20 protein-coding genes are annotated in these 25,130 nt (G+C 67.2%); 13 read left to right on the plus strand and 7 right to left on the minus strand.

What is annotated here, in order from left to right; translation table 11 throughout:
* The first annotated feature begins 1 nt into the window (after position 1).
* Genes AC3RCC_RS04185 through fabI form a run of 5 tightly spaced genes read left to right on the plus strand, consistent with a single transcriptional unit; the run spans position 2 to position 6,994 of the window.
* Positions 2 to 1,243 carry an acetate/propionate family kinase gene (locus AC3RCC_RS04185; RefSeq protein WP_492257692.1) on the plus strand — a complete coding sequence of 414 codons (1,242 nt, stop codon included), beginning with the start codon at positions 2 to 4 and terminating at the stop codon, positions 1,241 to 1,243.
* Positions 1,243 to 2,289 carry an HlyD family secretion protein gene (locus AC3RCC_RS04190; RefSeq protein WP_465247502.1) on the plus strand — a complete coding sequence of 349 codons (1,047 nt, stop codon included), beginning with the start codon at positions 1,243 to 1,245 and terminating at the stop codon, positions 2,287 to 2,289. Before AC3RCC_RS04185 ends, AC3RCC_RS04190 begins: the two co-directional genes overlap by 1 nt.
* On the plus strand, positions 2,289 to 5,027 hold the full coding sequence (rbbA, locus tag AC3RCC_RS04195; RefSeq protein WP_492257693.1) for a ribosome-associated ATPase/putative transporter RbbA: 2,739 nt from the start codon (positions 2,289 to 2,291) through the stop codon (positions 5,025 to 5,027). Before AC3RCC_RS04190 ends, rbbA begins: the two co-directional genes overlap by 1 nt.
* 1 nt (position 5,028) lies before the next feature.
* The gene (locus AC3RCC_RS04200; RefSeq protein ID WP_492257694.1) at positions 5,029 to 6,213 is read left to right on the plus strand and encodes an ABC transporter permease; all 1,185 of its coding nucleotides are present in this window, start codon (positions 5,029 to 5,031) and stop codon (positions 6,211 to 6,213) included.
* Between the two features lie 4 nt (positions 6,214 to 6,217).
* Entirely contained in the window at positions 6,218 to 6,994 is a 777-nt protein-coding gene (gene fabI, locus AC3RCC_RS04205; protein WP_291649091.1) for an enoyl-ACP reductase FabI, read from the plus strand.
* Between the two features lie 17 nt (positions 6,995 to 7,011).
* Here the strand turns inward: fabI and AC3RCC_RS04210 are convergent, their stop codons facing one another.
* Positions 7,012 to 8,424 carry a short-chain fatty acyl-CoA regulator family protein gene (locus tag AC3RCC_RS04210; RefSeq protein WP_291638081.1) on the minus strand — a complete coding sequence of 471 codons (1,413 nt, stop codon included), beginning with the start codon at positions 8,422 to 8,424 and terminating at the stop codon, positions 7,012 to 7,014.
* Between the two features lie 104 nt (positions 8,425 to 8,528).
* Between AC3RCC_RS04210 and AC3RCC_RS04215 the strand changes: the two genes are divergently transcribed.
* Genes AC3RCC_RS04215 through scpA form a run of 5 tightly spaced genes read left to right on the plus strand, consistent with a single transcriptional unit; the run spans position 8,529 to position 16,357 of the window.
* Entirely contained in the window at positions 8,529 to 10,058 is a 1,530-nt protein-coding gene (locus tag AC3RCC_RS04215) for an acyl-CoA carboxylase subunit beta (protein ID WP_492257695.1), read from the plus strand.
* Positions 10,059 to 10,066: 8 nt separating this feature from the next.
* Positions 10,067 to 10,234 carry a hypothetical protein gene (locus tag AC3RCC_RS04220; protein ID WP_492257696.1) on the plus strand — a complete coding sequence of 56 codons (168 nt, stop codon included), beginning with the start codon at positions 10,067 to 10,069 and terminating at the stop codon, positions 10,232 to 10,234.
* 10 nt (positions 10,235 to 10,244) lie between these two features.
* The gene (locus tag AC3RCC_RS04225; RefSeq protein ID WP_492257697.1) at positions 10,245 to 12,245 is read left to right on the plus strand and encodes an acetyl-CoA carboxylase biotin carboxylase subunit; all 2,001 of its coding nucleotides are present in this window, start codon (positions 10,245 to 10,247) and stop codon (positions 12,243 to 12,245) included.
* 20 nt (positions 12,246 to 12,265) lie between these two features.
* Positions 12,266 to 14,158, plus strand: coding sequence for a methylmalonyl-CoA mutase family protein (locus tag AC3RCC_RS04230; protein ID WP_492257698.1), 1,893 nt, complete (start codon positions 12,266 to 12,268; stop codon positions 14,156 to 14,158).
* A gap of 12 nt (positions 14,159 to 14,170) precedes the next feature.
* Positions 14,171 to 16,357, plus strand: a complete 2,187-nt coding sequence (gene scpA, locus AC3RCC_RS04235) for a methylmalonyl-CoA mutase (protein WP_492257699.1) — start codon at positions 14,171 to 14,173, stop codon at positions 16,355 to 16,357.
* A gap of 62 nt (positions 16,358 to 16,419) precedes the next feature.
* Here the strand turns inward: scpA and AC3RCC_RS04240 are convergent, their stop codons facing one another.
* Complete coding sequence (locus tag AC3RCC_RS04240; RefSeq protein ID WP_492257700.1) at positions 16,420 to 17,361, minus strand: LysR family transcriptional regulator; 942 nt, start codon at positions 17,359 to 17,361, stop codon at positions 16,420 to 16,422.
* A 130-nt stretch (positions 17,362 to 17,491) separates the two neighbouring features.
* Here AC3RCC_RS04240 and AC3RCC_RS04245 point away from each other — a divergent pair, with 130 nt between their 5' ends.
* From AC3RCC_RS04245 to AC3RCC_RS04255, 3 genes are all read left to right on the plus strand, one after another.
* On the plus strand, positions 17,492 to 18,358 hold the full coding sequence (locus tag AC3RCC_RS04245) for a pirin family protein (RefSeq protein ID WP_492257701.1): 867 nt from the start codon (positions 17,492 to 17,494) through the stop codon (positions 18,356 to 18,358).
* Between the two features lie 125 nt (positions 18,359 to 18,483).
* The gene (gene ycaC, locus AC3RCC_RS04250) at positions 18,484 to 19,104 is read left to right on the plus strand and encodes an isochorismate family cysteine hydrolase YcaC (RefSeq protein ID WP_291638973.1); all 621 of its coding nucleotides are present in this window, start codon (positions 18,484 to 18,486) and stop codon (positions 19,102 to 19,104) included.
* 41 nt (positions 19,105 to 19,145) lie between these two features.
* The gene (locus tag AC3RCC_RS04255) at positions 19,146 to 19,835 is read left to right on the plus strand and encodes a hydrolase (RefSeq protein ID WP_492257702.1); all 690 of its coding nucleotides are present in this window, start codon (positions 19,146 to 19,148) and stop codon (positions 19,833 to 19,835) included.
* A 105-nt stretch (positions 19,836 to 19,940) separates the two neighbouring features.
* On the opposite strand, the gene AC3RCC_RS04260 is transcribed toward AC3RCC_RS04255, so the two are convergent.
* The 5 genes from AC3RCC_RS04260 to rlmH form a co-directional block, all read right to left on the minus strand.
* Positions 19,941 to 20,450: an RNA pyrophosphohydrolase gene (locus AC3RCC_RS04260; RefSeq protein WP_291638975.1), complete on the minus strand. Its 510-nt coding sequence runs from the start codon at positions 20,448 to 20,450 to the stop codon at positions 19,941 to 19,943.
* Positions 20,447 to 21,655: a divergent polysaccharide deacetylase family protein gene (locus AC3RCC_RS04265; RefSeq protein WP_492257703.1), complete on the minus strand. Its 1,209-nt coding sequence runs from the start codon at positions 21,653 to 21,655 to the stop codon at positions 20,447 to 20,449. Before AC3RCC_RS04265 ends, AC3RCC_RS04260 begins: the two co-directional genes overlap by 4 nt.
* A gap of 156 nt (positions 21,656 to 21,811) precedes the next feature.
* The gene (locus tag AC3RCC_RS04270; RefSeq protein ID WP_291638977.1) at positions 21,812 to 23,167 is read right to left on the minus strand and encodes a S41 family peptidase; all 1,356 of its coding nucleotides are present in this window, start codon (positions 23,165 to 23,167) and stop codon (positions 21,812 to 21,814) included.
* A complete protein-coding gene (locus AC3RCC_RS04275; protein WP_291648575.1) occupies positions 23,167 to 24,537 on the minus strand; it encodes a murein hydrolase activator EnvC family protein in 1,371 nt (456 codons plus the stop codon). The genes AC3RCC_RS04270 and AC3RCC_RS04275 overlap by 1 nt, the downstream gene beginning before the upstream one ends.
* Positions 24,534 to 25,013: a 23S rRNA (pseudouridine(1915)-N(3))-methyltransferase RlmH gene (gene rlmH / locus AC3RCC_RS04280; RefSeq protein WP_291638979.1), complete on the minus strand. Its 480-nt coding sequence runs from the start codon at positions 25,011 to 25,013 to the stop codon at positions 24,534 to 24,536. Before rlmH ends, AC3RCC_RS04275 begins: the two co-directional genes overlap by 4 nt.
* Between the last annotated feature and the right edge of the window lie 117 nt (positions 25,014 to 25,130).

The raw sequence follows: 25,130 nt of genomic DNA on the forward strand, positions 1-25,130 counted from the left end.
GGTGAGCGAGGTCCTGTTCGTCGTCAATGCCGGCAGTTCGAGCATCAAGTTCAAGCTCTATCGCGTCGTCGGCGAGGATATCGCGCTGGTCTTCGGTGGCGCCGTCGACGGCATCGGCACAAGGCCGCGGCTCAAGGCGAAGGACCATGCCGGCGAGACGCTGATCGAGCGCAGTTTCAGCGCGGAGGAGGTCGCAAATTCCTCGCAGGCGCAGCGCATCATCGCCGACTGGGTCGGCGGGCAGATGAAGGACGCGCAGCTGATCGGCATCGGCCATCGCGTCGTCCATGGCGGGCCGGTCTATTCGGCCCCGGTCCTGGTCGACGACGCGGTGATGCGGACGCTCGAGACCTTCATCCCGCTGGCGCCGCTGCACCAGCTCAGCAATCTCGACCCGATCCGCGTGCTGCGCGAGCGCCGGCCCGATCTCCCCCAGGTCGCCTGTTTCGATACCGCCTTCCATCGCGGGCATCCCGAATTGTCGGACCGCTTCGCCCTGCCGCGCGAACTCTATGACGAGGGCGTCCGGCGCTACGGCTTCCACGGCCTGTCCTATGAATATGTCTCGCAGGCGCTGCGCGGCATCGCGCCGGAGATCGCCGAGAAGCGCGTGATCATCGCCCATCTCGGCTCCGGCGCCTCGGTCTGCGCGCTGGAAGGCGGCCGCAGCATCGAGACGACCATGGGCTTCACCGCGCTGGACGGGCTGCCGATGGGGACACGCTCCGGCTCGCTCGACCCGGGCGTCGTGCTGCACCTGATCGAGCAGAAGGGCATGAGCCCGGCCGAGGTCGGGCATATGCTCTATCATGAGAGCGGGCTGCGCGGCCTGTCCGGGATCAGCAACGATGTCCGGGCCCTGCTGGAGAGCGACAGGCCGGAGGCTGCGATGGCGATCGACTTCTTCAGCCTGCGCGTGGCGCAGGCCTTCGCCAGCCTGTCGGTCTCGCTCGGCGGGCTGGATGCTCTCGTCTTCACCGCCGGCGTCGGCGAGAATGCCCATCAGGTCCGGCGCAATGTGGTCGAGCGCCTGCGCTGGGCCGGGTTTGCGCTCGACGAAGAGGCCAACAGCCGCAATGACCGCCGGATCGAGGCACCCGGCAGCCGCGTACCGATCCTCGTCGTGCCCACGGATGAGGAACGCATGATCGGCCAGCACACGCTGCGCCTGCTGCGCCGGCCACAGGATTGCATCGCGAAGCAGGCCGGGGCTCCGCACCGGCCCGAGCTCGGAGAAAGATGATGAATTTCGCCCGCTTATCGACCGCGACGGCCCTGGCGGCGACGCTCCTGACCTTCGGCAGCGTCATGACCCCGGTCTCTCGCGACGTCTCGCTCAGCACTCCTGCGCAGGCCCAGTCGCGGATCAAGGAATTCCTGCAGCGCCTGCGCAGTGGCAACCTGCCCGCCGGCATCGCCAAATCGAACGGCCGGATCGAGGCGACGCAGATCGATGTCGCGGCGAAATATGCCGGGCGGCTGTCGCAGGTCCTGGTCAATGAGGGCGACGACGTCACGGCCGGGCAGGTCGTCGCGAAGATCTCCTCGCCGGAATACGAGGCGCAATTGCGCGGCGCCCAGTCTCAGGTCCTCAAGGCCAAGCAGGGGCTCGCCGAGGCGAACGCCCTGATCGTCCAGCGCAAGAGCGAGATCACCCTGACCCAGGCCGAGCTGGAGCGCGGCCAGCAGCTCGTCGACAAGGGCTATCTGACCCGTCAGACTTTCGACCAGCGCGTCGCCAAGGCCGATACGGCGAAGGCCGCGCTCGTCGCCGCCGAGGCTCAGCGCGAGCAGGCTGCGTTCGCCATCAAGAGCGCCGAGGCCGAGGTCGATCGGATCGAGGCCGTGCTGGTCGACATGACCCTGGTCGCGCCCCGCAGCGGACGGGTGCAGTATCAGCTCGCCCGGGCAGGCGAGGTCGTCGGTGCCGGCTCGCGCATCCTGACGCTGCTCGATCTCAGCGATGTCTACATGACGATCTATCTGCCGGCCGCCCAGGCCGGGCTGCTGGCGCTCGGCGACGAGGCGCGGATCACCGTCGACCCGCTGCCGAACTACGTCATTCCCGCCAATGTCAGCTTCGTCGCGGCCGATGCCCAGTTCACGCCGAAGAGCGTCGAAACCGCCGATGAGCGCGAGAAGCTGATGTTCCGCGTCAAGCTGCAGATCGATCCGCGCGTCCTGAAGAAATACCACCGCCAGGCCAAGACCGGCGTGCGCGGCATGGGCTTCGTGCGCACCAGCGCCTCGATCCAGTGGCCCGAAGACCTCAGCGTGAAGCTCCCCTGATGAGCGACGGTTACATTGCCAGGGTCGAGAACGTCTCGCACCGCTACGGCAAGACGGTCGCGCTCGACGACGTCTCGATCGCGTTCCCGGCGCGCCGCATGGTCGGGGTGATCGGTCCGGACGGGGTCGGCAAATCGGCCCTGCTCGCTCTGGTGGCGGGTGTCCGCCAGATCCAGACCGGCGTGGTCACGGTCTTCGACGGCGACATGGCCGACAAGGCGCATCGCGAGAAGCATGGCGCGCGCATCGCCTATATGCCGCAAGGGCTCGGCCGCAATCTCTACCCGACGCTGAGCGTCTTCGAGAATATCGACTTCCATGGACGGCTGTTCGGTCAGGGCGAGGCCGAGCGGCGACGGCGCATCGACGAATTGCTGCAGGCGACCGGGCTCGACCCGTTCGAGGACCGTCCGGCCGGCAAGCTCTCGGGCGGCATGAAGCAGAAGCTCAGCCTGTGCTGCGCGTTGATCCACGATCCCGATCTCCTGATCCTCGACGAGCCGACGACGGGCGTCGATCCGCTGTCACGCGGCCAGTTCTGGGATTTGATCAACACGATCCGTAGCCGGCGCCCGCAGATGAGCGTCATCGTCGCCACCGCCTATATGGACGAGGCCGAGCGCTTCGACTGGCTCGCCGCCATGGATGACGGCAAGGTGATCGCCTCCGGGCCGGTCGACGAAATCCTGGCGAAGACCGGGCAGAGATCGCTGGAGGCGGCCTTCATCGCGCTACTGCCGGAAGCCAAGCGGGCGCACCATCAGGAGGTGGTCGTGCGGCCGCGCCCGGCCAGCGACAGCGCCGTGCCGGCGATCGAGGCCGAGGGGCTGACCCGCCGCTTCGGCAATTTCACCGCCGTCGACCATGTCAGCTTCCGCATCGAGCGCGGCGAGATCTTCGGCTTCCTCGGCTCGAATGGCTGCGGCAAGTCGACGGTGATGAAGATGCTCACCGGCCTGCTGCCGGCGAGCGAGGGCACGGCCAAATTGTTCGGCAAGCCGATGGGCTCGAACGACATGGAGACGCGCCGCAATGTCGGCTACATGTCGCAGGCCTTCTCGCTCTATACCGAGCTGACCGTCCGGCAGAACCTCGAGCTGCACGCCAAGCTCTATCATCTGCCGAGCGAGGAGATCGAAGGCCGCATCGCCGAGCTGCTCGAGCGCTACGATCTGAAGGACGTGGTCGATGCCCGTCCCGATAGCCTGCCGCTCGGCATCAAGCAACGCCTGCAGCTCGCCGTCGCGGTGCTGCACCGGCCGGCCATGCTGATCCTCGACGAGCCGACCTCGGGCGTCGACCCGATCGCGCGCGACGCCTTCTGGCGCACGCTGATCGACCTCTCGCGCGATGACGGCGTGACGATCTTCCTCTCGACGCATTTCATGAACGAGGCGGAGCGCTGCGACCGCATCTCGCTGATGCATGCAGGCAAGGTGCTCGCCGTCGGCACGCCCGAGGAGCTGGTGCGCGAGCGAGGCAGCGCCTCGCTGGAGGATACCTTCGTCGACTATCTCGCCGAGGCCGCCGGGATCGACCGCGAGGCCAGGACCGAGGCGCCCGATCCGAACGCGGCGACGCCGGCCCCGGAGCCGATCCGCCCGCCGCGCCGCTTCGACCCGAAGCGGCTCTGGGCCTATTCGCGGCGCGAGACGATGGAGCTGCTGCGCGATCCGATCCGGCTCGCCTTCGCCTTCCTCGGCCCGCTCGTCCTGATGATCGCCTTCGGTTTCGGCATCTCCTTCGATGTCGAGAACCTGCGCTTCTCTGCGCTCGACCACGACAACACGCCCGAAAGCCGGCAATTGGTCGAAGCCTTTTCCGGCTCGCGCTATTTCGAGGAGCGCCCGCCGTTGCGAAGTTCCGGCGAACTCGACCAGCGCCTGCGCACCGGCGAATTGCAGCTCGCCATCGAGATCCCGCCGGGCTTCGGTCGCGACCTGCAATCGGGCCGGAAGCCCGAGGTCGCGGTCTGGCTCGACGGTGCCATGCCGTTCCGCGCCGAGACGACCAAGGGCTATGTCACCGGGCTCGCTGCGCAACACGCCAAGGAATGGCTGGTCCAGAACAGCACCGGCACGAGCGCCGCCAGCCTGATCAATATCGAGACGCGCTTCCGCTACAATCAGGCCTTCAAGAGCGTCAACGCCATGGTGCCGAGCGTGATCATGCTGATGCTGATCCTGATTCCGGCGATCATGTCGGCGATTGCCGTCGTGCGCGAGAAGGAGACCGGCTCTATCGCCAATTTCCAGTCGACGCCGATCACCAAATTCGAGTTCCTGTTCGGCAAGCAACTGCCCTATATCGCGATCGCGATGATCAGCTTCGTGCTGCTGGTGCTGCTGGCGCTTTTCCTGTTCGGCGTGCCGATCAAGGGCTCGGCGGCGCTGCTGGCCCTGGGAACCCTGCTCTATGTCACGGCGACGACCGGCTTCGGCCAGCTGATCTCGACCTTCACCAAGACGCAGGTCTCGGCGGTGTTCGCCACCGCGATCCTCTCGATCATCCCGGCGGTGAACTTCTCCGGACTGCTCGTTCCGGTCGCCTCGCTCTCCGGCGGCGCGCGCTTGATCGGGCTCGGCTTTCCCACGGCCTGGTACCAGCCGATCAGCGTCGGCACTTTCACCAAGGGGCTCGGCTTCGACGATCTTTCCTTCAACCTCGTGATGCTCGCCGGCTTTTCACTGCTCTTCCTCGCCCTGGCGCAGCTTCTGCTGCGCAAGCAGGAACTCTGAGATGAGCGCCGAGACTTCCGCCACCACTCAGGGCCGTTCAGGCCAACGCCTGTCCGGGCTGCGCATCCATCTGCAGAACATCGTCCAGCTCGTGATCAAGGAGCTGCGCAGCATCCGCGCCGATCCGGTGATGCTGATCCTGCTGGTCTACTCCTTCTCGATCGCCGTCTACACGGTGGCGACAGGCGCCTCGACCGAAGCCAAGAACCTCTCGGTCGGTATCGTCGACGAGGACCGCTCGGACCTGTCCCGTCAGATCCGGAACGCGCTGAACCCGCCGCTGTTCAAGAGCGCGGTGCCGATCAACGCCGGCGAGATCGACGAGGAGATGGACCATGGCAGGCTGGTCTTCGTGCTGGAGATCCCGCCTTCCTTCCAGGCCGACCTGCTCTCCGGCCGGCGCGCTTCGGTGCAGCTCAATGTCGACGCCACCGCGATGACGCAGGCCGGCAATGGTGCGGTCTATATCCAGTCGATCATCGCGCAGGAGGTGACGAATTTCCTGGCCGGCCGCGAGACGGTGACCAGCGCCCCGGTCAATGTGGTGATCCGCGCCAAGTTCAATCCGAACCTGGATTCGGCCTGGTTCACCTCGGTGATGCAGGTGATCAACAGCATCACCCTGCTGACCGTGATCCTCACCGGTGCCGCCCTGATCCGCGAGCGCGAACAGGGTACGGTCGAGCATCTCCTGGTGATGCCGGTGGTGCCGACCGAGATCATGCTGGCCAAGATCATCGCCAACGGCATCGTCATCCTGGTCGCGGCCGGGCTGTCGCTGGCGCTCGTCGTGCAATGGTGGCTGCAGGTGCCGATCGCCGGCTCGCTGGTGCTCTTCCTCGCCGGAGCAGGGCTCTATGTCTTCGCCGTCGCGGCGCTCGGCATCATGCTCGGCACGCTCGCCACCACCATGGGGCAGTTCGGGCTCCTCGCCATCCCCATCCTCGTGCTGATGCAGCTGCTCTCGGGCTCGAGCACGCCAATGGAGAGCATGCCGGTCTGGCTGCAATACACCATGCAGGTGATCAGCCCGACGCCGCATTTCGTGGCTTTCGCGCAGGCGGTGCTCTATCGCGGCGCCGGATTTTCGGTGGTCTGGCTGCAACTCGTCGCGCTGATCGTCATCGGTGGCGTCTATTTCAGCTACGCCCTCAGCCGCTTCCGCCGCGTGATCTTCGGAGATTGACCCCATGACGCCGATCGGTGAACTCGTCCGTGGCAAGAAGGGTTTGATCGTCGGTATCGCCAATGAAGGCAGCATCGCCTTCGGCTGCGGAAGGGTGCTGCACCGGCTCGGCGCGGAACTGGCCGTGACCTATCTCAACGCCAAGGCCGAGAAATGGGTGCGCCCGCTCGCCGAGGAGCTCGCCAGTCCGATCATCATGCCGCTCGATGTCGAGGTCCCCGGCGAGCTCGAAGCGGTGTTCGCGGCGATCGCCCGGCACTGGGGCAAGCTCGACTTCGTTATCCATTCGATCGCCTTCGCGCCGCGCGACGATCTGCATGGCCGCGTCGTCGACGTCTCGCGCGAGGGCTTCGAGCAGGCGATGCGGGTGTCCTGCTACTCGCTGATCGAGATGACGCGCGCCGCCGAGCCGCTGATGGCGGAAGGCGGCACGATCCTGACGATGAGCTATTACGGCGCCGAGAAGGTGCTCGATAACTACAACATCATGGGGCCGGTGAAGGCGGCGCTCGAGAGCACGACGCGCTATCTCGCCCATGAACTCGGCCAGAAGGGCATCCGCCTGCATGCGCTTTCGCCGGGCCCGCTGAAGACGCGGGCCGCCGGCGGCATCGCCGGCTTCGACGAATTGCTGTCGCAGGCCGCCGCCCGGGCGCCGCAGGGACGCGTCGTCACCATCGACGAGGTCGGCCAGGTTGCCGCCTTCCTGATCAGCGACGCGGCCACGGGCATGACCGGCAACACGATCTATGTCGACGCCGGCTATCATATCATGGGGTAGGACGCCGGGCTGGAGGTTCAGCCGAGCCGGTAGGGCAGGATGCCGCGCTCCCAGGGGTCGACGATCACGGCGCGGTCGAGCGGCGGCACGGCACGCTGCGGGCAGTCCGGCCGCTCGCAGAGCCGGCAATTGATCCCGATCTCGGCGATCTTGCCGCTGCTGCGGATGGCGTCGGCGTAGATCAGCTCGTCGGCATAGGCCATCTCGCAACCGATGCCGATGGCATAGCGCGAGCGCACGGCGTCGAAGCGTGACTCGCCCTTGCTGATCGCCCGGGCGATCGAGAGGTATTGCCGGCCATCCGGCATTTCCGCCCGCTGCACCAGGAAGCGATCCGGCATCTCGAAGGCTTCGTGGATGTTCCAGATCGGGCAGGCGCCGCCATAGCGGGCGAACTGGAAGCGCGTCGCGCTATGGCGCTTGGTGATGTTGCCGGCGCGGTCGACACGCAGGAAATACATCGGCACGCCTTCCTGCCCGGCGCGCTGCAAGGTCGAGAGCCGGTGGCAGACCTGCTCCAGGCTGGCCCCGAAGCGGATGGCGAGGCGTTCGACATCGTGCCGCATCCGGCGTGCTTCGTCGCGAAAGGCGCCATAGGGCATGGTCAGCGCGCCGGCGAAATAGTTCGAGAGCGCGGCCGAGCAGAGGAGCGCGCTGTCGCGGTTGAGGAAGCCGGCTTGCGCCACGATCGCGTCGGCCGTCTCGCCATGGGTGAGCCGGGCGACATGGCGGGCCAGGGCGAAGACCTGGCTGGAGACCGGCAGCGCCTCGTTCAGCGTGATCCTGCCGGCCTCGCGCTCCAGCCGGCTCTGGGCGGGATGGCTGTCGGGCGGGCATTCGACGACGCTAAGCCCGTGCTCACTGGCGAGATAGATCTCCATGCGCTGGCGGGGGTCGCCGGGGATCTCCGAGATGCGCGTTGCCAGGGCTTCGGCGGCGAGGTCGAGCTCATCGACGTAATTGCCGATGAAATGGAAGAAGTCGCGGACCTCGTCGAAGGCCGAGATCGGCCGGCGCGGCTGCGAGGGCTCGGGATGGACGGCCTCGTCGAGGGCGCGATAGCGCGCCTCGAGGCTCTGGTATTGCGCGTGCAGATCAAGCAGGGCGCGGCCGATCTGCGGCATCTGGACGGCGGCGGTGCGCAATTCGCGCGGATTGACCTCGATCGTCCCGAACAGCGGATCGGCCAGGGTCTCGCGCAGATTGGCGGCGAGGCGGTCGCCGAGATCGTCGGTGAAGATCGAGAGATTGACCCGGAAGACGCGGGCGAGATCGACCACCATCGTGCCCGAAAGGCTGCGCTGACTCGCCTCGATCTGGCTGAGGTAGCTCGGCGAGATATTGAGGCGCCGCGCCAGTTCGAGCTGGGTCCAGTCGCGTTCCTCGCGCAATCTGCGAATGGTCGCGCCGGCGAAGAGCTTGCGTCTCAACTTTTCTGTTGGCGAATTTGTTAATTTTGCCATTTTGCAATTTTGCACAAAATCCCTTGCCGCCACAAGGCGCGCGGCGGATAGGGCAGGCGAGGGAGACGGCCATGCAAGACATCCTGAACGATCTCGAATCGCGTCGCGCGGGAGCCCGGCTCGGTGGTGGCGAGCGGCGGATTGCGGCGCAGCATGGGCGCGGCAAGCTGACGGCGCGCGAGCGGATCGAGCTGCTGCTCGACAAGGACTCCTTCGAGGAGTTCGACATGTTCGTGCAGCACCGGGCGGTCGATTTCGGCATGGACAAGGCCGAGAAGATCCCGGGCGACGGCGTCGTCACCGGCTGGGGCACGGTCAATGGCCGCACCGTCTTCGTCTTCTCCAAGGATTTCACCGTCTTCGGCGGCTCGCTCTCCGAGACCCATGCCCAGAAGATCATCAAGATCCAGGACATGGCGCTGAAGATGCGCGCGCCCATCGTCGGCATCTTCGACGCCGGCGGCGCCCGCATCCAGGAGGGCGTCGCGGCGCTCGGCGGCTATGGCGAGGTCTTCAAGCGCAACGTCCAGGCGTCCGGCGTGATCCCGCAGATCTCGGTGATCATGGGGCCCTGCGCCGGCGGCGACGTCTATTCGCCGGCGATGACCGATTTCATCTTCATGGTCCGCGACACCTCCTACATGTTCGTCACCGGGCCGGAGGTGGTGAAGACCGTCACCAACGAGACGGTGACCGCCGAAGAGCTCGGCGGCGCCAGGGTCCACACCTCCAAATCCTCGGTGGCCGACGGCTCCTTCGAGAACGATGTCGAGGCGCTGCTGCAGGTGCGCCGGCTGATCGACTTCCTGCCGGCCAACAATACGGCGGGCGTGCCGGAATGGCCGTCCTTCGACGTGCCGGACCGGGTCGACACCAGCCTCGACACGCTGGTGCCGGACAATCCGAACAAGCCCTACGACATCAAGGAACTGATCCTGAAGACGCTCGACGAGGGCGATTTCTTCGAGATCCAGGAGGCTTACGCGAAGAACATCGTCACCGGCTTCGGGCGGATCGAGGGCCGCACGGTCGGCGTCGTCGCCAACCAGCCGATGGTGCTGGCCGGGGTGCTCGACTCCGATGCCTCGCGCAAGGCGGCGCGCTTCGTGCGCTATTGCGACGCCTTCGAGATCCCGATCGTCACCTTCGTCGACGTGCCCGGCTTCCTGCCGGGCACGGCGCAGGAATATGGCGGGCTGATCAAGCACGGCGCCAAGCTGCTTTTCGCCTATTCGGAATGCACGGTGCCGCTGGTCACGGTGATCACCCGAAAGGCCTTTGGCGGCGCCTATGACGTGATGGCCTCGAAGCATATCGGCGCCGACGTCAACTATGCCTGGCCGAGCGCCCAGATCGCGGTGATGGGCGCCAAGGGCGCGGTCGAGATCATCTTCCGCGGCGGCGACGCCGAGACCATCGCGCGCCAGACCAAGGAATATGAGGACCGCTTCATGTCCCCGTTCGTCGCTGCCGAACGCGGCTATGTCGACGAGGTGATCATGCCGCACTCGACCCGTCGCCGCATCGCCCGGGCGCTGGCCATGCTCCGCACCAAGAGCCTCGAACGCCCCTGGCGCAAACACGACAATATCCCGCTGTGAACAAAGCGGTGGCAAAGGCGGGCGAGCATGTCGAAAGTGACCTCGACGCGCTTGCTGCGTTGCTCTGGGCGGTCGGCGAAGCGCCCGCCGATGCCCAGGCCCAGGATCATCTTCTGAGCGAGATCTCGCAGCTCCTCTGGGACGCCAGCGAGCCCAACCAAGCCGTCGAGCGATAGGAAACCAGCGATGTTCACGAAGATCCTGATCGCGAACCGCGGCGAGATCGCCTGCCGAGTGATCAAGACGGCGCGGCGGATGGGGATCGCGACGGTCGCGGTGTATTCGGATGCGGACCGCGAGGCGCTGCATGTCGAGATGGCCGACGAGGCCGTTCATATCGGGGCGGCGCCGGCCGCCGAATCCTATCTCCAGATCGAGAAGATCATCGCCGCCTGCAAGGCGACCGGCGCCGAAGCGGTGCATCCCGGCTATGGCTTCCTCTCCGAGCGCGAGGCCTTCGCCAGGGCGTTGAAGGAGAACGGCATCGTCTTCATCGGGCCGAACCCCGGCGCGATCGCGGCGATGGGCGACAAGATCGAGTCGAAGAAGGCGGCGGCGGCGGCCAAGGTCTCGACCGTGCCCGGGCATCTCGGCGTGATCGAGGACCCCGACCATGCCGTCAGGATCGCCGACGAGATCGGCTATCCCGTGATGATCAAGGCCTCGGCCGGCGGCGGTGGCAAGGGCATGCGCATCGCCCATTCCTCCGGCGAGGTCGCCGAGGGTTTCGCCCGGGCGCGCTCGGAAGCGGCCTCGTCCTTCGGCGACGACCGGGTCTTCATCGAAAAATTCATCGTCGATCCCCGGCATATCGAGATCCAGGTGCTCGGCGACAAGCATGGCACCGTGATCCATCTCGGCGAGCGCGAATGCTCGATCCAGCGCCGCAACCAGAAGGTCGTCGAGGAGGCGCCGTCGCCTCTGCTCGACGAGGCGACCCGGCGCAGGATGGGCGAGCAGGCGGTCGCGCTGGCAAGGGCGGTGAACTATGACAGCGCCGGTACGGTCGAGTTCGTCGCCGGCCAGGACAAGTCCTTCTACTTCCTCGAGATGAACACGCGCCTGCAGGTCGAGCATCCGGTCACCGAGATGGTCACCGGCATCGACCTCGTCGAGCAGATGATCCGCGTCGCCTATGGCGAGAGGCTGGCGATCAGCCAGGAGGATGTGAAGCTGAACGGCTGGGCGGTCGAATCCCGCGTCTATGCCGAGGATCCGACCCGCAACTTCCTGCCCTCGACCGGGCGGCTGGTGACCTATCGCCCGCCCGCCGAGGGGCGCGACGGCGAGGCCACGGTGCGCAACGACACCGGCGTCTATGAGGGCGGCGAGATCTCGATCTATTACGACCCGATGATCGCCAAGCTGGTGACGCATGCGCCGACGCGCGAGGCGGCGATCAGGGCGCAGGCGCGGGCGCTCGACGCCTTCGCGATCGACGGCATCCGCCACAACATCCCCTTCGTCTCGGCGCTGATGCAGCATCCGCGCTGGATCGCCGGCGAGCTCTCGACCGGCTTCATCGCCGAGGAGTTCCCGGAGGGGTTTGCGCTGCCGCAGCCGCAGGGCGAGGTCGCCTTGCGCATGGCGGCGATCGCGATCGCCTGCGACCACCGGATGAACCAGCGCAAGCGCAACGTCTCGGCGCAGATGCAGGGCTGGCGCAAGGTCGAGTTCGAGCGCGCCCGCATCGTCGAGCTCGGGGGCGAGCGTTTCGCGGGCGAGGTCTCCGAAGAAGGCGGGGCGATCGTGATCGCCTTCGGCGAACGTCGCGTCAGCCTCGCCAGCGACTGGCGCCCGGGCGAGCCGGTCTGGCAGGGCACGCAGGGCGGGATCGCCATCGCGGCGCAGGTCCGGCCGATCCTCAACGGCTTCGCCCTCGGCCATGCCGGCGCCTATGCCAATGCTCATGTCTACACCGCCCGCGAGGCGCAGCTTGCGGCGCTGATGCCGGAAAAGGCTGACGCCGATACCGGAAAATTCCTGCTCTGCCCGATGCCCGGGCTGGTCAAGGCGCTCTTCGTCAGCCTCGGCCAGGAGGTCAAGGCCGGCGAGCCGCTCGCCATGGTCGAGGCGATGAAGATGGAAAACGTCCTGCGCGCCGAAAAGGACGTCACCATCACAAAGATCCTCGCCAAAGAAGGCGACTCACTCGCCGTCGACGCCGTGATTATGGAGTTCGCGTGAGAGACGCCACGGAGGACACCATGCTTCCCGAAACGGTCGCCGCCGCCTTTCCGCTGCCCGATCAGGCGCAATGGCGCAGCGCCGTCGACAAGGTGCTGAAGGGCGCCGATTTCGAAAAGCGCCTCGTCTCCCAGAGCGCGGACGGCATCCGGATCGCGCCGCTCTACCCTGCCGCACCCGCCGGGCTGCGGCCGATGCGCGCCGTTGCCGGCCGCTGGCAGGTCGCTGCCAAGCTCGACCATCCTTCGCCGGCTGCCGCTCGCGATCTTGCGCTCGCCGACCTCGAAGGCGGCGCAGAGACACTGGTCCTCAGCTTCGCCGGTGCGCGCGCTGCCCGCGGCTACGGTCTGGTCGCCGAGGATGTCGCGGCTCTCGACACGGCGCTCGACGGGGTGATGCTCGATCTGATCCGCCTGCGGCTCGATCCGGCGCCGGCCGGGGAGCGCAACGCCCGTTTGGTCGCGGAGCTGATCGCGCGCCGCGATATCGACCCCGCCAAGGCGGAGGTGGACTTCGGCCTCGATCCGATCGGCGTATTCGCCAGCCATGGCGCGCTTTCGGCGGCATGGCCTGAACTCGGCCGGCGCCTCGCCGCGCTGATCGGCGAACTCAGGGGGCGGGGTTTTTCCGGCCCATTCCTGACGGTCGATACCAGGCCCTATCACGAGGCGGGGGCGAGCGAGGCGCAGGAACTCGGCGCGGCGATGGCGACGGCGCTCGCTTATCTCAGGGCGCTGGAGGCTGGCGGCATGGCGCTCGACTTGGCGCGCGACGCGATCTCCTTCACGCTCGTCGCCGATACCGACGAGTTCATGACCATCGCCAAGTTCCGGGCGGCGCGGCTGCTCTGGGAGCGGGTGCAGCAGGCCTGCGGCCTCGCAGCGAAGCCGATGGCGCTGCATGCCGAAACCGCCTGGCGCTCGTTGACGAGGCGCGATCCCTGGGTGAATCAGCTGCGCGCCACGATCGCCAGCTTCTCGGCCGGTATCGGCGGTGCGGATTCGCTCACCGTCCTGCCCTTCACCGCGGCGCTCGGCTTAGCCGACGCCTTCGCCCGGCGCGTGGCGCGGAATACGCAATTGATCCTGCTGGAAGAGGCCAATCTCTGGCGCGTCGCCGATCCGGCGGCCGGCGCCGGCGGCTTCGAAGCGCTGACGCAGGGGCTCTGCGAGCAGGGCTGGAGTAAGCTGCAGGATCTCGAGCGCGAAGCCGCCGACGGTCTGCCCGGCATGGTCGCAGCGCTCGCCAATGGTCATGTCCAGCAGGGATTGGCCCGCCAGCGCGCGCTGCGGACCAAGGCGATCGCGACCCGCCGCGAGCCGATCACCGGGACGAGCGAGTTCCCCAATCTCGGCGAGACGAGCGTCAGCGTGCTCGCCGTCCCGCCGGTGGCGGACGGCTCTGAAGCGGTCGCTGCCGAGACAGGACTTATGACGGAGGCCCTGCCGTCGGTGCGGCTGGCGGAGGCGTTCGAAGCGCTGCGCGATCAAGCCGACGCAGCTACGGCGCGGCGCGGCAAGCGTCCGGCCGTCTTCCTCGCGACGCTCGGTTCGATCGCCGATTTCACGGCGCGGGCCGGCTTCGCCCGCAATCTGTTTGAGGCGGGCGGTCTCGCCGCGCCTTCCGGAGACGGCTTCGCCAGCGGCGGCGCGACGGATCTGGCAGCGCTCGTCACCGCCTTCGAGACCTCGGGCGCGAGGCTCGCCTGCCTCTGCGGTTCCGATGCCGGTTATGCCGGCGAGGCGATCGCGGTCGCGCAGGCGTTGCAGGCTAAAGGCGCGAGCGTCTGGCTCGCGGGCCGGCCGGGCGATCTCGAAAGCGCCTTGAACCAGGCGGGGGTGAGCGCCTTCATCTTCGCTGGCTGCGATGTGATCGAAGCGCTGCGCAGCGCCCACGCCATTGCGGCGTCCTGACGGGAGAGACCGATGAGCTTGATCCCGGATTTTACGAGGCTTGGCTTTTCGGAGATCGCCGGCGCGGCGGGCGCGAGCGCCTCTACGGCGGGCGCTGTGCCGGTCTCCGGCGAGGTTTGGGCGACGCCTGAGGGGATCGCGGTGAAGCCGGTCTATACGGCTGAAGATCGCGCCGGGCTCGCCTTCGTCGAGACCCTGCCGGGGATCGCGCCCTATCTGCGCGGGCCCTACCCGACCATGTATGTCAACCAGCCCTGGACGATCCGGCAATATGCCGGCTTCTCGACGGCGGAGGATTCGAACGCCTTCTACCGGAGGAACCTCGCCGCCGGGCAGAAGGGGCTCTCGGTCGCCTTCGATCTCGCGACCCATCGCGGCTATGACAGCGACCATCCGCGGGTCGGCGGCGATGTCGGCATGGCCGGGGTCGCGATCGATTCGATCTACGATATGCGCACGCTGTTCTCGGGGATTCCCCTCGACCAGATGAGCGTCTCGATGACGATGAACGGCGCGGTGCTCCCCGTGCTGGCGCTCTACATCGTCGCGGCCGAAGAACAGGGCGTGCCGGCGGCCAAACTCTCGGGGACCATCCAGAACGACATCCTCAAGGAGTTCATGGTCCGCAACACCTATATCTATCCGCCCGGCCCCTCGATGCGGATCATCGGCGACATCTTCGCCTATACCTCGGCCCATATGCCGAAGTTCAACTCGATCTCGATCTCCGGCTACCATATGCAGGAGGCGGGGGCGACGCAGGACCTCGAGCTCGGCTACACCCTCGCCGACGGCGTCGAGTATATCCGCGCCGGTCAGCGCGCGGGGCTCTCCGTCGACGTCTTCGCGCCGCGCCTGTCGTTCTTCTGGGCGATCGGCATGAACTTCTTCATGGAGGTCGCCAAGCTCAGGGCGGCAAGGCTGATCTGGGCCAAGCTCGTCAAGGACTTTGGTGCGCAGAACGAGAAGTCGCTGCCGCTGCGCACCCATTGCCAGACCTCCGGCTGGTCGCTGACGGCGCAGGACGTGTTCAACAATGTGCCGCGCACGATGATCGAGGCGATGGCGGCGACGCAGGGCCATACCCAGTCGCTGCACACCAATGCGCTCGACGAGGCGCTCGCCCTGCCGACCGATTTCTCGGCCCGCATCGCGCGCAACACCCAGATCCTGCTGCAGCAGGAGAGCGGCACCACCCGGATCATCGACCCCTGGGGCGGCTCCTATTATGTCGAGCGTCTGACCGCCGAGCTCGCGGCAAAAGCCTGGGCGCATATCCAGGAGGTCGAGGCGCTCGGCGGCATGGCCAAGGCGATCGAGGCCGGCATCCCGAAGCTGCGGATCGAGGAGGCCGCCGCCAAGACCCAGGCGCGCATCGATGGCGGCCAGCAGGCGATCATCGGGGTCAACTGCTTCAAGCCGCAGGACGAGGCGGCGATCGAGGTGCTCAAGGTCGACAATGCCGCGGTCCGGGCCCGGCAGCTCGACAAGCTCGCCCGGCTGAAGGCCGAGCGCAACGAGGGCGAGGTCCAGGCGGCGCTGGCGGCGCTGACGCAGGGTGCCGCCGGCGAGGCCAATCTGCTCGACCTCGCCGTCAAGGCGGCGCGGGCCAAGGCGACGGTCGGCGAGATCTCCATGGCACTGGAAAAGGTCTTCGGGCGCCACCGGGCCGAGATCAAGGCGATCTCGGGGGTCTACAAGCGGGAGGTCGGCACGATGAACCCTGCGGTCGCACGGGTGCAGGCGATGACCGAGGCCTTCGCGGAGGCGGATGGGCGCCGCCCGCGCATCCTCGTCGCCAAGATGGGCCAGGACGGGCATGATCGCGGCCAGAAGGTGATCGCCTCGGCCTTCGCCGATCTCGGCTTCGACGTCGATATCGGCCCGCTCTTCGCCACCCCCGAGGAGGCGGCGCGCCAGGGCGTCGAGAACGACGTCCACATCATCGGCGTCTCCTCGCTCGCCGCCGGCCACCTGACCCTGGTGCCGGAGCTCAAGGCGGCGCTCGCCAAAGCCGGGCGCCCCGACATCATGATCGTCGTCGGCGGCGTGATCCCGCCACAGGACTTCGAGACCCTGCTCAAGGCCGGCGCCAGCGCGATCTTCCCGCCGGGAACCGTGATCGCCGACGCCGCCGAAAAGCTCCTCGAGGAACTCAACCAGAAACTCGGATACATCAAGAAATCAGCCGCGGAGTAAGCAGGGCCCCCCCGAAGTCAAGGGGCTCCGCGGGGGCATGCGGGCGTCAAGCATGGTGTCCGTCAGATTGTCTCCTCGGCGCTCTCATATTCGCTGTCGGCCCCGCCGAGAGCGAGATATTCGGCGGCCAGGAAGTCGAGCAGGCTGCGCACCGAAGGCAGCAGGCCGCGCCGGGAGGGGAAGGCGGCATGGATGATGCCGGCCTGCGGCGCCCAGTGCGGCAGGATGTCGACCAGCCGGCCGGATTTCAGATCCTGCGGGATCACCATCAGCGGCAGCTGGCCGACGCCGATACCGGCCAGCGCTGCCCGCCGGAGCGCGACCATGTCCTCGGTCACCAATCTCGGCCTGTGCGGGATGATGGCCGTCGCGCCGCCGGGCCCGTCCAGGTGCCATTCATGGCTGGTCCGGGCCGAATCCCAGGCTAGGCTCGGAAGTTCCGAGAGGTCGGCCGGGACCAGCGGCCGCGAGAAGCAGTCGGCGATCAGGGCCGGGCTGGCTACCAGGCGCTGCCTGCTGGTGGCCAGCTTGCGGATCACCAGGTCGCTATCGTCCAGCGGTGGAAAGCGGACCCGGAGCGCGATGTCGAAACCTTCCCGGATCACGTCGACGCGCCGATTGGTGCTTTCGAGATGGACCGTGACCTTGGGATGCTTGCCCATGAAGCGGGCGATCATGTCGGCGATCCGGAAATAGATCAGCGAAGCCGGGCAACTGACCCGCACCACGCCTTGGGGCTCGGCCCGTATCCGTTCGATCGCCTCCTTTGCAGCCTCGGCTTCGACCACCATGGCCAGGCAATGCCGGTAGAATTCGCGGCCGATTTCGGTGACCATGAATTGCCGCGTCGAACGCTGGATCAGGCGCACGCCGAGGCTCTCCTCGAGGAGGCCGATGCGACGGCTGAGCCGCGAACGCGGCAGGTTCAGCTTGCGGGCCGCGGCGGCGAAGCCGTTCTGTTCGACGACATCGACGAAAAGACGGAAGTCGTTGAGGTCCTGCATGTCGTGATTCGTGATCAATGTCCTGAATTCAGGACATTGTATCCTAAACGTCGGTCTACTGCGAGTTTTGTCGCAGATATAGGTTTCCCTTCAGATGGAACGCCCCAGGCGGCCGAAAGGGAGAAAGACCGTGAGACAGCTTCGAGGCATCTACAGCAGCCCGGCGCCGCATTGGGTTGGCGACGGGTTTCCGGTGCGCTCCATGCTCTCGCATGCGGTGCAGGGCGAGCATGTCAGCCCCTTCCTGCATCTCGACCATGCCGGACCGGCCGCGTTCGCGCCAGCCGAGCGGCCGCGCGGCGTCGGGGTGCATCCGCATCGCGGCTTCGAGACCGTGACGATCGTCTATCAGGGCGAAGTCGAGCATCGCGACTCGACCGGTGCCGGCGGCGTGATCGGTCCGGGCGATGTCCAGTGGATGACGGCGGCGTCCGGCATCCTGCACGAGGAATTCCATTCGCAGGCCTTCACACGCCGCGGCGGCACGCTCGACATGGTGCAGCTCTGGGTGAACCTGCCGGCGAAGCACAAGAATGCCGAACCGGGCTACCAGACGCTGCTCGACCGTGACATCCCCGCGGTAACCCTGCCGGGCGAGGCCGGCCGGCTGCGCGTCATCGCCGGCGACTATCAGGGCCATCGGGGGCCGGCCCGCAGCTTCACGCCGATCACGCTCTGGGACCTTCAGCTGAAGCAGGGCAAGTCGGTCTCGCTGGATCTGCCGGAAGGCCACATGGCGGGGCTCGCCCTGCTGCGCGGAACCGTGCGCGTCAACGGTGCTGCGACGGCGCATGCGGGGCAGTTCGTCCTGCTCGACCGCGACGGCGGCGCCATCAGCCTCGCCGCGGAAAGCGATGCGAGCGTCCTGCTGCTCGGCGGCGAGCCGATCGCGGAACCGGTCGCGATGCGCGGGCCCTTCGTCATGAACACGGCCGAGGAGCTGAACCACGCCTTCGCCGATTTCCGGGCCGGCCGCTTCGGGGCGATCCCCGCCTGAGGGCTGCTCGGCCGGAACATTCTGTCTGACGAGGGGCGCGACCGAGCCCGCGCGCGACCTTCGCTCGCCATCGCGTGATGGCGTCCTCAAGCGGGCGGATCAGATGTCAAGCAAGGAGCATGACCATGAGCTACAACCGTCTCGACAAGGACAAGGCTGCCGTATTGCTGGTCGATCATCAGGCCGGTCTTTCATCCCTGGTGCGCGATATCCAGCCGGATTCCTTCCGCAACAATGTGCTGGCGCTGGCCGATATCGCCCAATACTTCAAGCTGCCCTCGGTTCTGACCACGAGCTTCGAGGATGGCCCCAACGGCCCGCTGATGCCCGAGCTGAGGGAGAAGCTGCCGAACGCCCCGTTCATTCCGCGCCCGGGCCAGATCAATGCCTGGGACAATGAGGACTTCGTCAAGGCGGTGAAGGCGACGGGGCGCAAGCAGCTCATCATCGCCGGCATCGTGACCGAGGTCTGCGTCGCCTTTCCGGCTCTTTCGGCTCTCGAGGAAGGCTATGAGGTCTTTGTCGTGACCGACGCTTCCGGCACCTTCAACGAGGTCACCCGCCATTCCGCCTGGGACCGCATGTCCAAGGCCGGGGCGCAGCTGATGACCTGGTTCGGCGTCGCCTGCGAGTTGCACCGCGACTGGCGCAACGATGTCGAGGGGCTGGGCGCTTTGTTCGCCAACCACATCCCCGACTACCGCAACCTGATCAACAGCTACACTACGACCAAGGCGTCGAAGTGAATTTCGGTCCTTGAGCGAGGGCGAGCAGACAGGAGATCATCATGACCACCAATACGAATGTCGCCAATTTCAACGGCCAGCGCCCGGTCATCGACCCCAATGACGCGGTGATGCTGCTGATCGACCATCAGAGCGGCCTGTTCCAGACCGTCGGCGACATGCCGATGCCGGTCCTGCGCAATCATGCCGCGGCGCTGGCCAAGATGGCGACGCTCGCCAACATCCCGGTGATCACCACCGCCTCGGTGCCGCAGGGCCCGAACGGACCGCTGATTCCCGAGATCCATGCCAATGCCCCGCATGCCAGATATGTGGCGCGCAAGGGCGAGATCAACGCCTGGGACAACCCAGATTTCGTTGCCGCAGTGAAGGCGACGGGCCGCAAGACGCTGATCATCGCCGGCACGATCACCTCGGTCTGCATGGCTTTTCCGGCGATCTCGGCGGTCCAGGACGGCTACAAGGTCTTCGCCGTGATCGATGCCTCCGGCACCTACTCCAAGATGGCGCAGGAGATCACGCTGGCGCGCGTCGTCCAGGCCGGTGTCGTCCCGATGGACACCGCTGCCGTCGCCTCCGAGATCCAGAAGACCTGGAACCGCGAGGACGCCCAGGAATGGGCCGGCGTCTACACCAAGATCTTCCCGGCCTATCAGCTGCTGATCGAGAGCTATCTGAAGGCGCAGGAGGTCGAGAAGACCCACGAGCAGCTCGACTCGGCCCGCAAGTAAGCCGCTGCGGACAAACCCGCTCTCTCGCCCGACGGAGCGCTGGGAGCGATGGCCCGGCGAGGCATCGACCTCGCCGGGCTTTCGCCGTTTCCAGGGGAGGCGGCCTCAGGCGCGCGTGAAACCGGCGAAAAGCCGCGTCACTTCGCGATAGACCTCGCGCTTGAACGGGATGATGAGCTCGGGCGTATCCGCCAGCGGCGCCCAGCGCCAGGAATCGAATTCCGCCTTGTGGCCGCCGGCTGGATTGGCGATGTCGATCTCGTCTTCCTCGCCCTCGAAGCGGAAGGCGAACCATTTCTGCGCCTGGCCGCGATAGCGCCCGCGCCAGGCCTCCTTGCCGATCTCGTGCGGCAGGTCATAGCTCAGCCAGCCCGGCGCCTCGGCCAGCAGCGTGACCGAGGCGACATTGGTTTCCTCGCGCAGTTCGCGATAGGCCGCCTGCAAGGGCTGCTCGCCGGCGTCGATGCCGCCCTGCGGCATCTGCCATTCATGGCCGGGGGCGACATGCTCGCGCTGGCTGCGATTGGCGCGGCGGCCGAGGAAGACCAGGCCTTCGCGGTTGAACAGGGCAAGGCCGACACAGGGCCGGTAGCCGGCGGGCGGTTTGGTCGTCATCTCAGGGAGCCGGTGCTCGAAGGGTTGCGGAAGCCGCGCGCGGCGCTGACCGGCACGATGGTCAGGCCCTTGGCCTCGAGGGTTCTCGCCCAGCGCGTGATACGTTCGATGGTGACCGGCAATGCGCTCGCGGTCGCGACCGCGACGCCGTTCTCGCGGGCGAGCGTCTCCAGCCGCTGCAGCTCCTTGTCGATGGCATCGGCACGCGGTGCGCCGTCGAGGGCAAGATCGGCCTTCAGCGCCGGGATCTGTGCCCGCGTTGCCGCCGGGGCGAGCTGGCTGCGCGCCGAGGAGCCGTCATCGACCACCATCAGGCCGCGGCCGGCGACCTCGCGCAGCAGCGGCGTCAGGGTGGCATCGTCCGCCGTCAGGCGGCCGCCGAGAAAATTGACGATGCCGACATAGCCGGTGAAGCGCCCGAGCGCCCATTGCAGCCGGTCGAGATTATCGGCGCCCTTCGGGCCGGTGAGCAGGGTGTGCGGGCCCGGATCGTTGTCCGGATAGTCGAAGGGCTCCATCGGTACCTGCAGGAAGACCTCGTGGCCTTCGGCGCGGGCGCGGGCAGCGGTCTTCTCGAGATCGGCGCCATAGGGCGCGAAGGCGAGGGAGACGGAGCCGGGCAGGCGCGCGATCGCCTCGCTGGTCGAGCTCTGGCTGATGCCGAGGCCGCCGACCATGATCGCGATGCGGCCGGCGGGCTTGGTTGCGGGGGCGGGGCCGAGCGGGCGGGCATAGACCTGTGCCGGCGTCGCGCCATCGGGGCCGACCTTGGGCAGGTAGCCATGGCGGGTTCGCTCGATCAGCCGCTTGTCGGGCGCGGCGGCGAGCCTGACCGCACCATCGTCGGGCACGGTGATGACGATGGCACCCGGTGCGTCCGAGCCCGGCCTGACCACGGTGACGCCGGATTCGGTCTCGAGCTGGCGGGCGCTGGCAGGACCGTGGGACTCCTCCATGCGGCCGCTCTGGGGGATGGCTGCGGCGATTTCGGGTGCCGGCGCCCTTTCGCGGATGGCGGCGGTCGCCACGGGCTCGCCGCCATCGGGATCGCGGCGCAGGCCAGCGTAGAGCGTCAGGGCCGCGAAGATCAGGAGCAGCGTGCCCGCGAGCCCGAGCGACAGCCAGCGTCCGACCGGCAGACGCGGGCGCGCACGCCGTTTCCGGCCGAGAGGCTGGTCGAGTTCGCTGAGCGGTATTCCGGCCAAGAAGCCGTCCTCGCTGATTGGGCGCGGACGCGAATCAGTCCGCAGCCCAGAGTCGGATGATTCGGAGCGAAATCAACCGGCAATCAGCCGGATCGGCGATAAAGCCTCGCCGCGCCGGTTGCGGCGCGGCGGCGTTCAATGACGGTCCGGCCAGGCTCAGTTGGGCTTCGGCGCGTCCGCCGGCGCGGGCTCTGCCTTGGGGGCCGGTGCGGGCGCAGCTGCGGTGGCGTCCTTCTTGACCCCGCGCAGCAGGTTCAGCGCCGCGATCAGCTGCGTGTCCTTGGTCGCGTCGGCTGGGACGTAGGACGCCGAGCCGGACTGCTCTTCCTTGCCGTCACCCGACTTCAGATGGCCCTTCAGCGAGGCCTCGCCCTTGTTCTCGACCTTGTCCTTCAACTCGGCCGGGACGTCCTGGATGATCTCGATGTCGGGCGTGATGCCCTTGGCCTGGATCGAGTTGCCGGACGGGGTGTAATAGCGCGCCGTGGTCAGGCGCAGGCCACCCTGGTCGCCGAGCCGGATCACGGTCTGCACCGAGCCCTTGCCGAAGGAGCGCGAGCCCATCACGGTGGCGCGCTTGTGGTCCTGCAAGGCGCCGGCGACGATCTCCGCCGCCGAGGCAGAGGAACCGTTGATCAGCACCACGACCGGCTTGCCCTTGGTCAGGTCGCCGGCCTTGGCGTTGAAGACCTGGGTCTCTTCGGCGTTCCGACCGCGGGTCGAGACGATCTTGCCACGCTCGAGGAAGGCGTCCGAGACCAGCACCGACTGGTCGAGACGGCCGCCGCGATTATTGCGGAGATCGATGATGTAGCCTTTGAGCTTGTCGGCGCCGATCTCGGCGTTGAGCTTCTCGATGCTCTTGCGCAGGCCCTCATAGGTCTGCTCGCTGAAGGTGCCGATGCGGATATAGCCGACATCGCCCTCGACGCGCTCCTCGACCGCCGGCACCACGATATTGGACCGGGTGAGGGTGAACTCCAGCGGCTCGGACTTGGCGCGCTCGATCTTGAGCTTGACCTGGGTGTTGATGATGCCGCGCATCTTCTCGACGGCCTGGTTCAGGCTGAGGCCCTTGACCTCCTCGCCGTCGATCTGGCGGATGATGTCGCCGGCCAGGATGCCGGCCTTGGAGGCGGGCGTGTCGCGGATCGGCTTGGCGACCTTGAGGACGCCGTCCTCCATGGTGACCTCGATGCCGAGGCCGCCGAACTGGCCGCGCATGTCGATGTCCATGTCGCGGAAGCTCTTGGCGTCCAGGAAGGCCGAATGCGGGTCGAGCGAGGAGACCATGCCGTTGATGGCGGCCTCGATCAGCTTCTGCTCATCCGGCTTCTCGACATAGTCGGTGCGAATCTTCTCGAAGATGTCGCCGAACAGGTTGAGGCTGCGATAGACCTCCGCGGAGGCCGCGACCGCGCTGGTCGAGGAGAGCAGGCCCGTTTGCGTCGCGAGGCCGGTGAGGCCGGCGCCGGCGATCGCGCCTGCGAGAACGAGAGAGACCTTGCGCATCATCCGCGAACCTTTTCGCTTTGCGGTTTTTTCCACCAGGGCGTCGGGTCGATCGAGACGCCGTCTTTCCTGAATTCGACATAGAGAACCGGCTCGCCGGCTCCCGCTCCAACATTCGCCGCCGCCGCTTCGGCAGTCTCGCCCATCACCGCTACCGGTTCGCCGGCGAGCACGAACTGATTGAGCGATACATCGATACGCTGCATGCCCGCCAGAAGGATATAGTAACCATTGCCGGCATTCAGTATCAAGAGTTGGCCAAAGGACCGGAACGATCCGGCATAGACCACCCAGGCATCGGAAGGTGACGAAACAACGGCATTCGGGCGGGTGGAAAGCGATATTCCCCGCGTCGCGACTCCGAGCTCGTCATTAACGCCGAATCCACGCAATTGTGATCCTGCCACGGGCAGCGGGAGCATGCCCCGAGCCTCCGCGAAGGCGATTTTCGGGGCGAGCCGCGCCGGGTCGCGGAAGGCGAGTGCGGCCATGCGTTGACGCTGTTCGCGGGTCTCGTTCTCCAGCGCCTGACGGGCCGCCTCCGCGGCGCGGTTGGCGACCGAGATCTCCTTCTCCATGCGCTCGACGAAGTCGCGCAGCGTCTTGGCCTGCGCCGCCAGCGCGCCGGCGGCACCGCGCTGGGTCTCGATGTCCCGGGCGGCGCTGGTCTCGCGCTCGCGCCTGGCTTCGACCAGGGAGGCGAGGCGCTGGCGTTCGCCGGCCAGTTGCTCCATCTCGCTACCGATCGCCTTGCGCTCGCCGGCGATGCCCTCGCGCAGGCGGACCAGCTCGCCGAGATCGGTGGCGAGAATGGTGATCTCCTGGCGCAGATCAGGCACGACCGCACCGAGCAGCATCGAGGCGCGGACGGCTTCGAGGATATCCTCGGGCCGGACGAGCACGGCCGGTGGTGGACGGTGGCCGATGCGCTGCAGGGCGGCGAGCACCTCGCCGATCAGCCCGCGCCGGCTCTCGAGCGAGCGCCGGATCGCGGCCTCGCTGTTCTGGAGCAGGGCGAGCCGCTGCTCGAGCGCGGCGATGCGGGCCTCGGCGCCTTGCGTCTTGGCGGTGGTCTCGAGCAGCGCGGCATTGAGGCGGGCGCGGTCGGCCCGGATGCCGGCGATCTCGGCCTCGAGCTTGGCGCGGGCCTCGGCATTGCCGGCGAGCCGCTCCTCGATCGCCTTGAGCTCGCTTTCGCGGGTGCGCTTCTCCAGCTGTTTCTGTTCGGCTTCCCGGGAAAGCTGCTGCTGCTCGGGTGGCTCGGCTTCCTGGCCGATGGCGCTCCCGGCTGCGAGGCAGACACTCAGCAGCAGCGGCCAGAGCGTCTGCCGGCGGGAACGGTCACGAATCGGCCGGTGAGGACGGGTCATGCGCGATGATAAGGATGTCCGGACAGGATCGTCATCGCCCGATAGAGCTGTTCGAGCGCCAGAGCGCGGACAATCTGGTGCGGGATGGTGAGCGCGCCGAAGGACAGAACCAGTCCGGCACGGGCTCGCAGTTCCTCGGCGAGCCCGTCAGCGCCGCCGATCAGCAAAGTGGCGGCCGGCGTTCCGGCATCGCGGGCGGCGGCAAGGCGTCCGGCGAAGGCTTCGCTGCCGAAGCTCTTGCCGCGTTCGTCGAGCGCGATGACCAGCCCGGCCGGCAGACGCTCGCCGATCAGCCGGGCTTCCTCGCTGCGGCGCTCTTCGCTGCGACGGCCACGGCTTTCGGCGATCTCGAGGAGATCGGGGCCGGAGAAGCCCAGATTCCGCGAAAGCCCGGTGGCGCGCTCGTGATAGCGCGTGCATAGATCTCGTTCGGGCCCGTCCTTGAGACGGCCGACGGCGATGATCGAAAGGCGCATGGAAGGCCGGCTTCAGAGCCGGGAGCGTTCAGCCGGCAGCCCGAAGCCCCGCCAGCTGAAAGCTGCAGCCGTCTCTTTCCGAGGAACTGGAGCGGGTTTCATCAGAACGACCGGTTC

The organism is Allobosea sp. GW823-FHT01F03 (assembly GCF_058798075.1).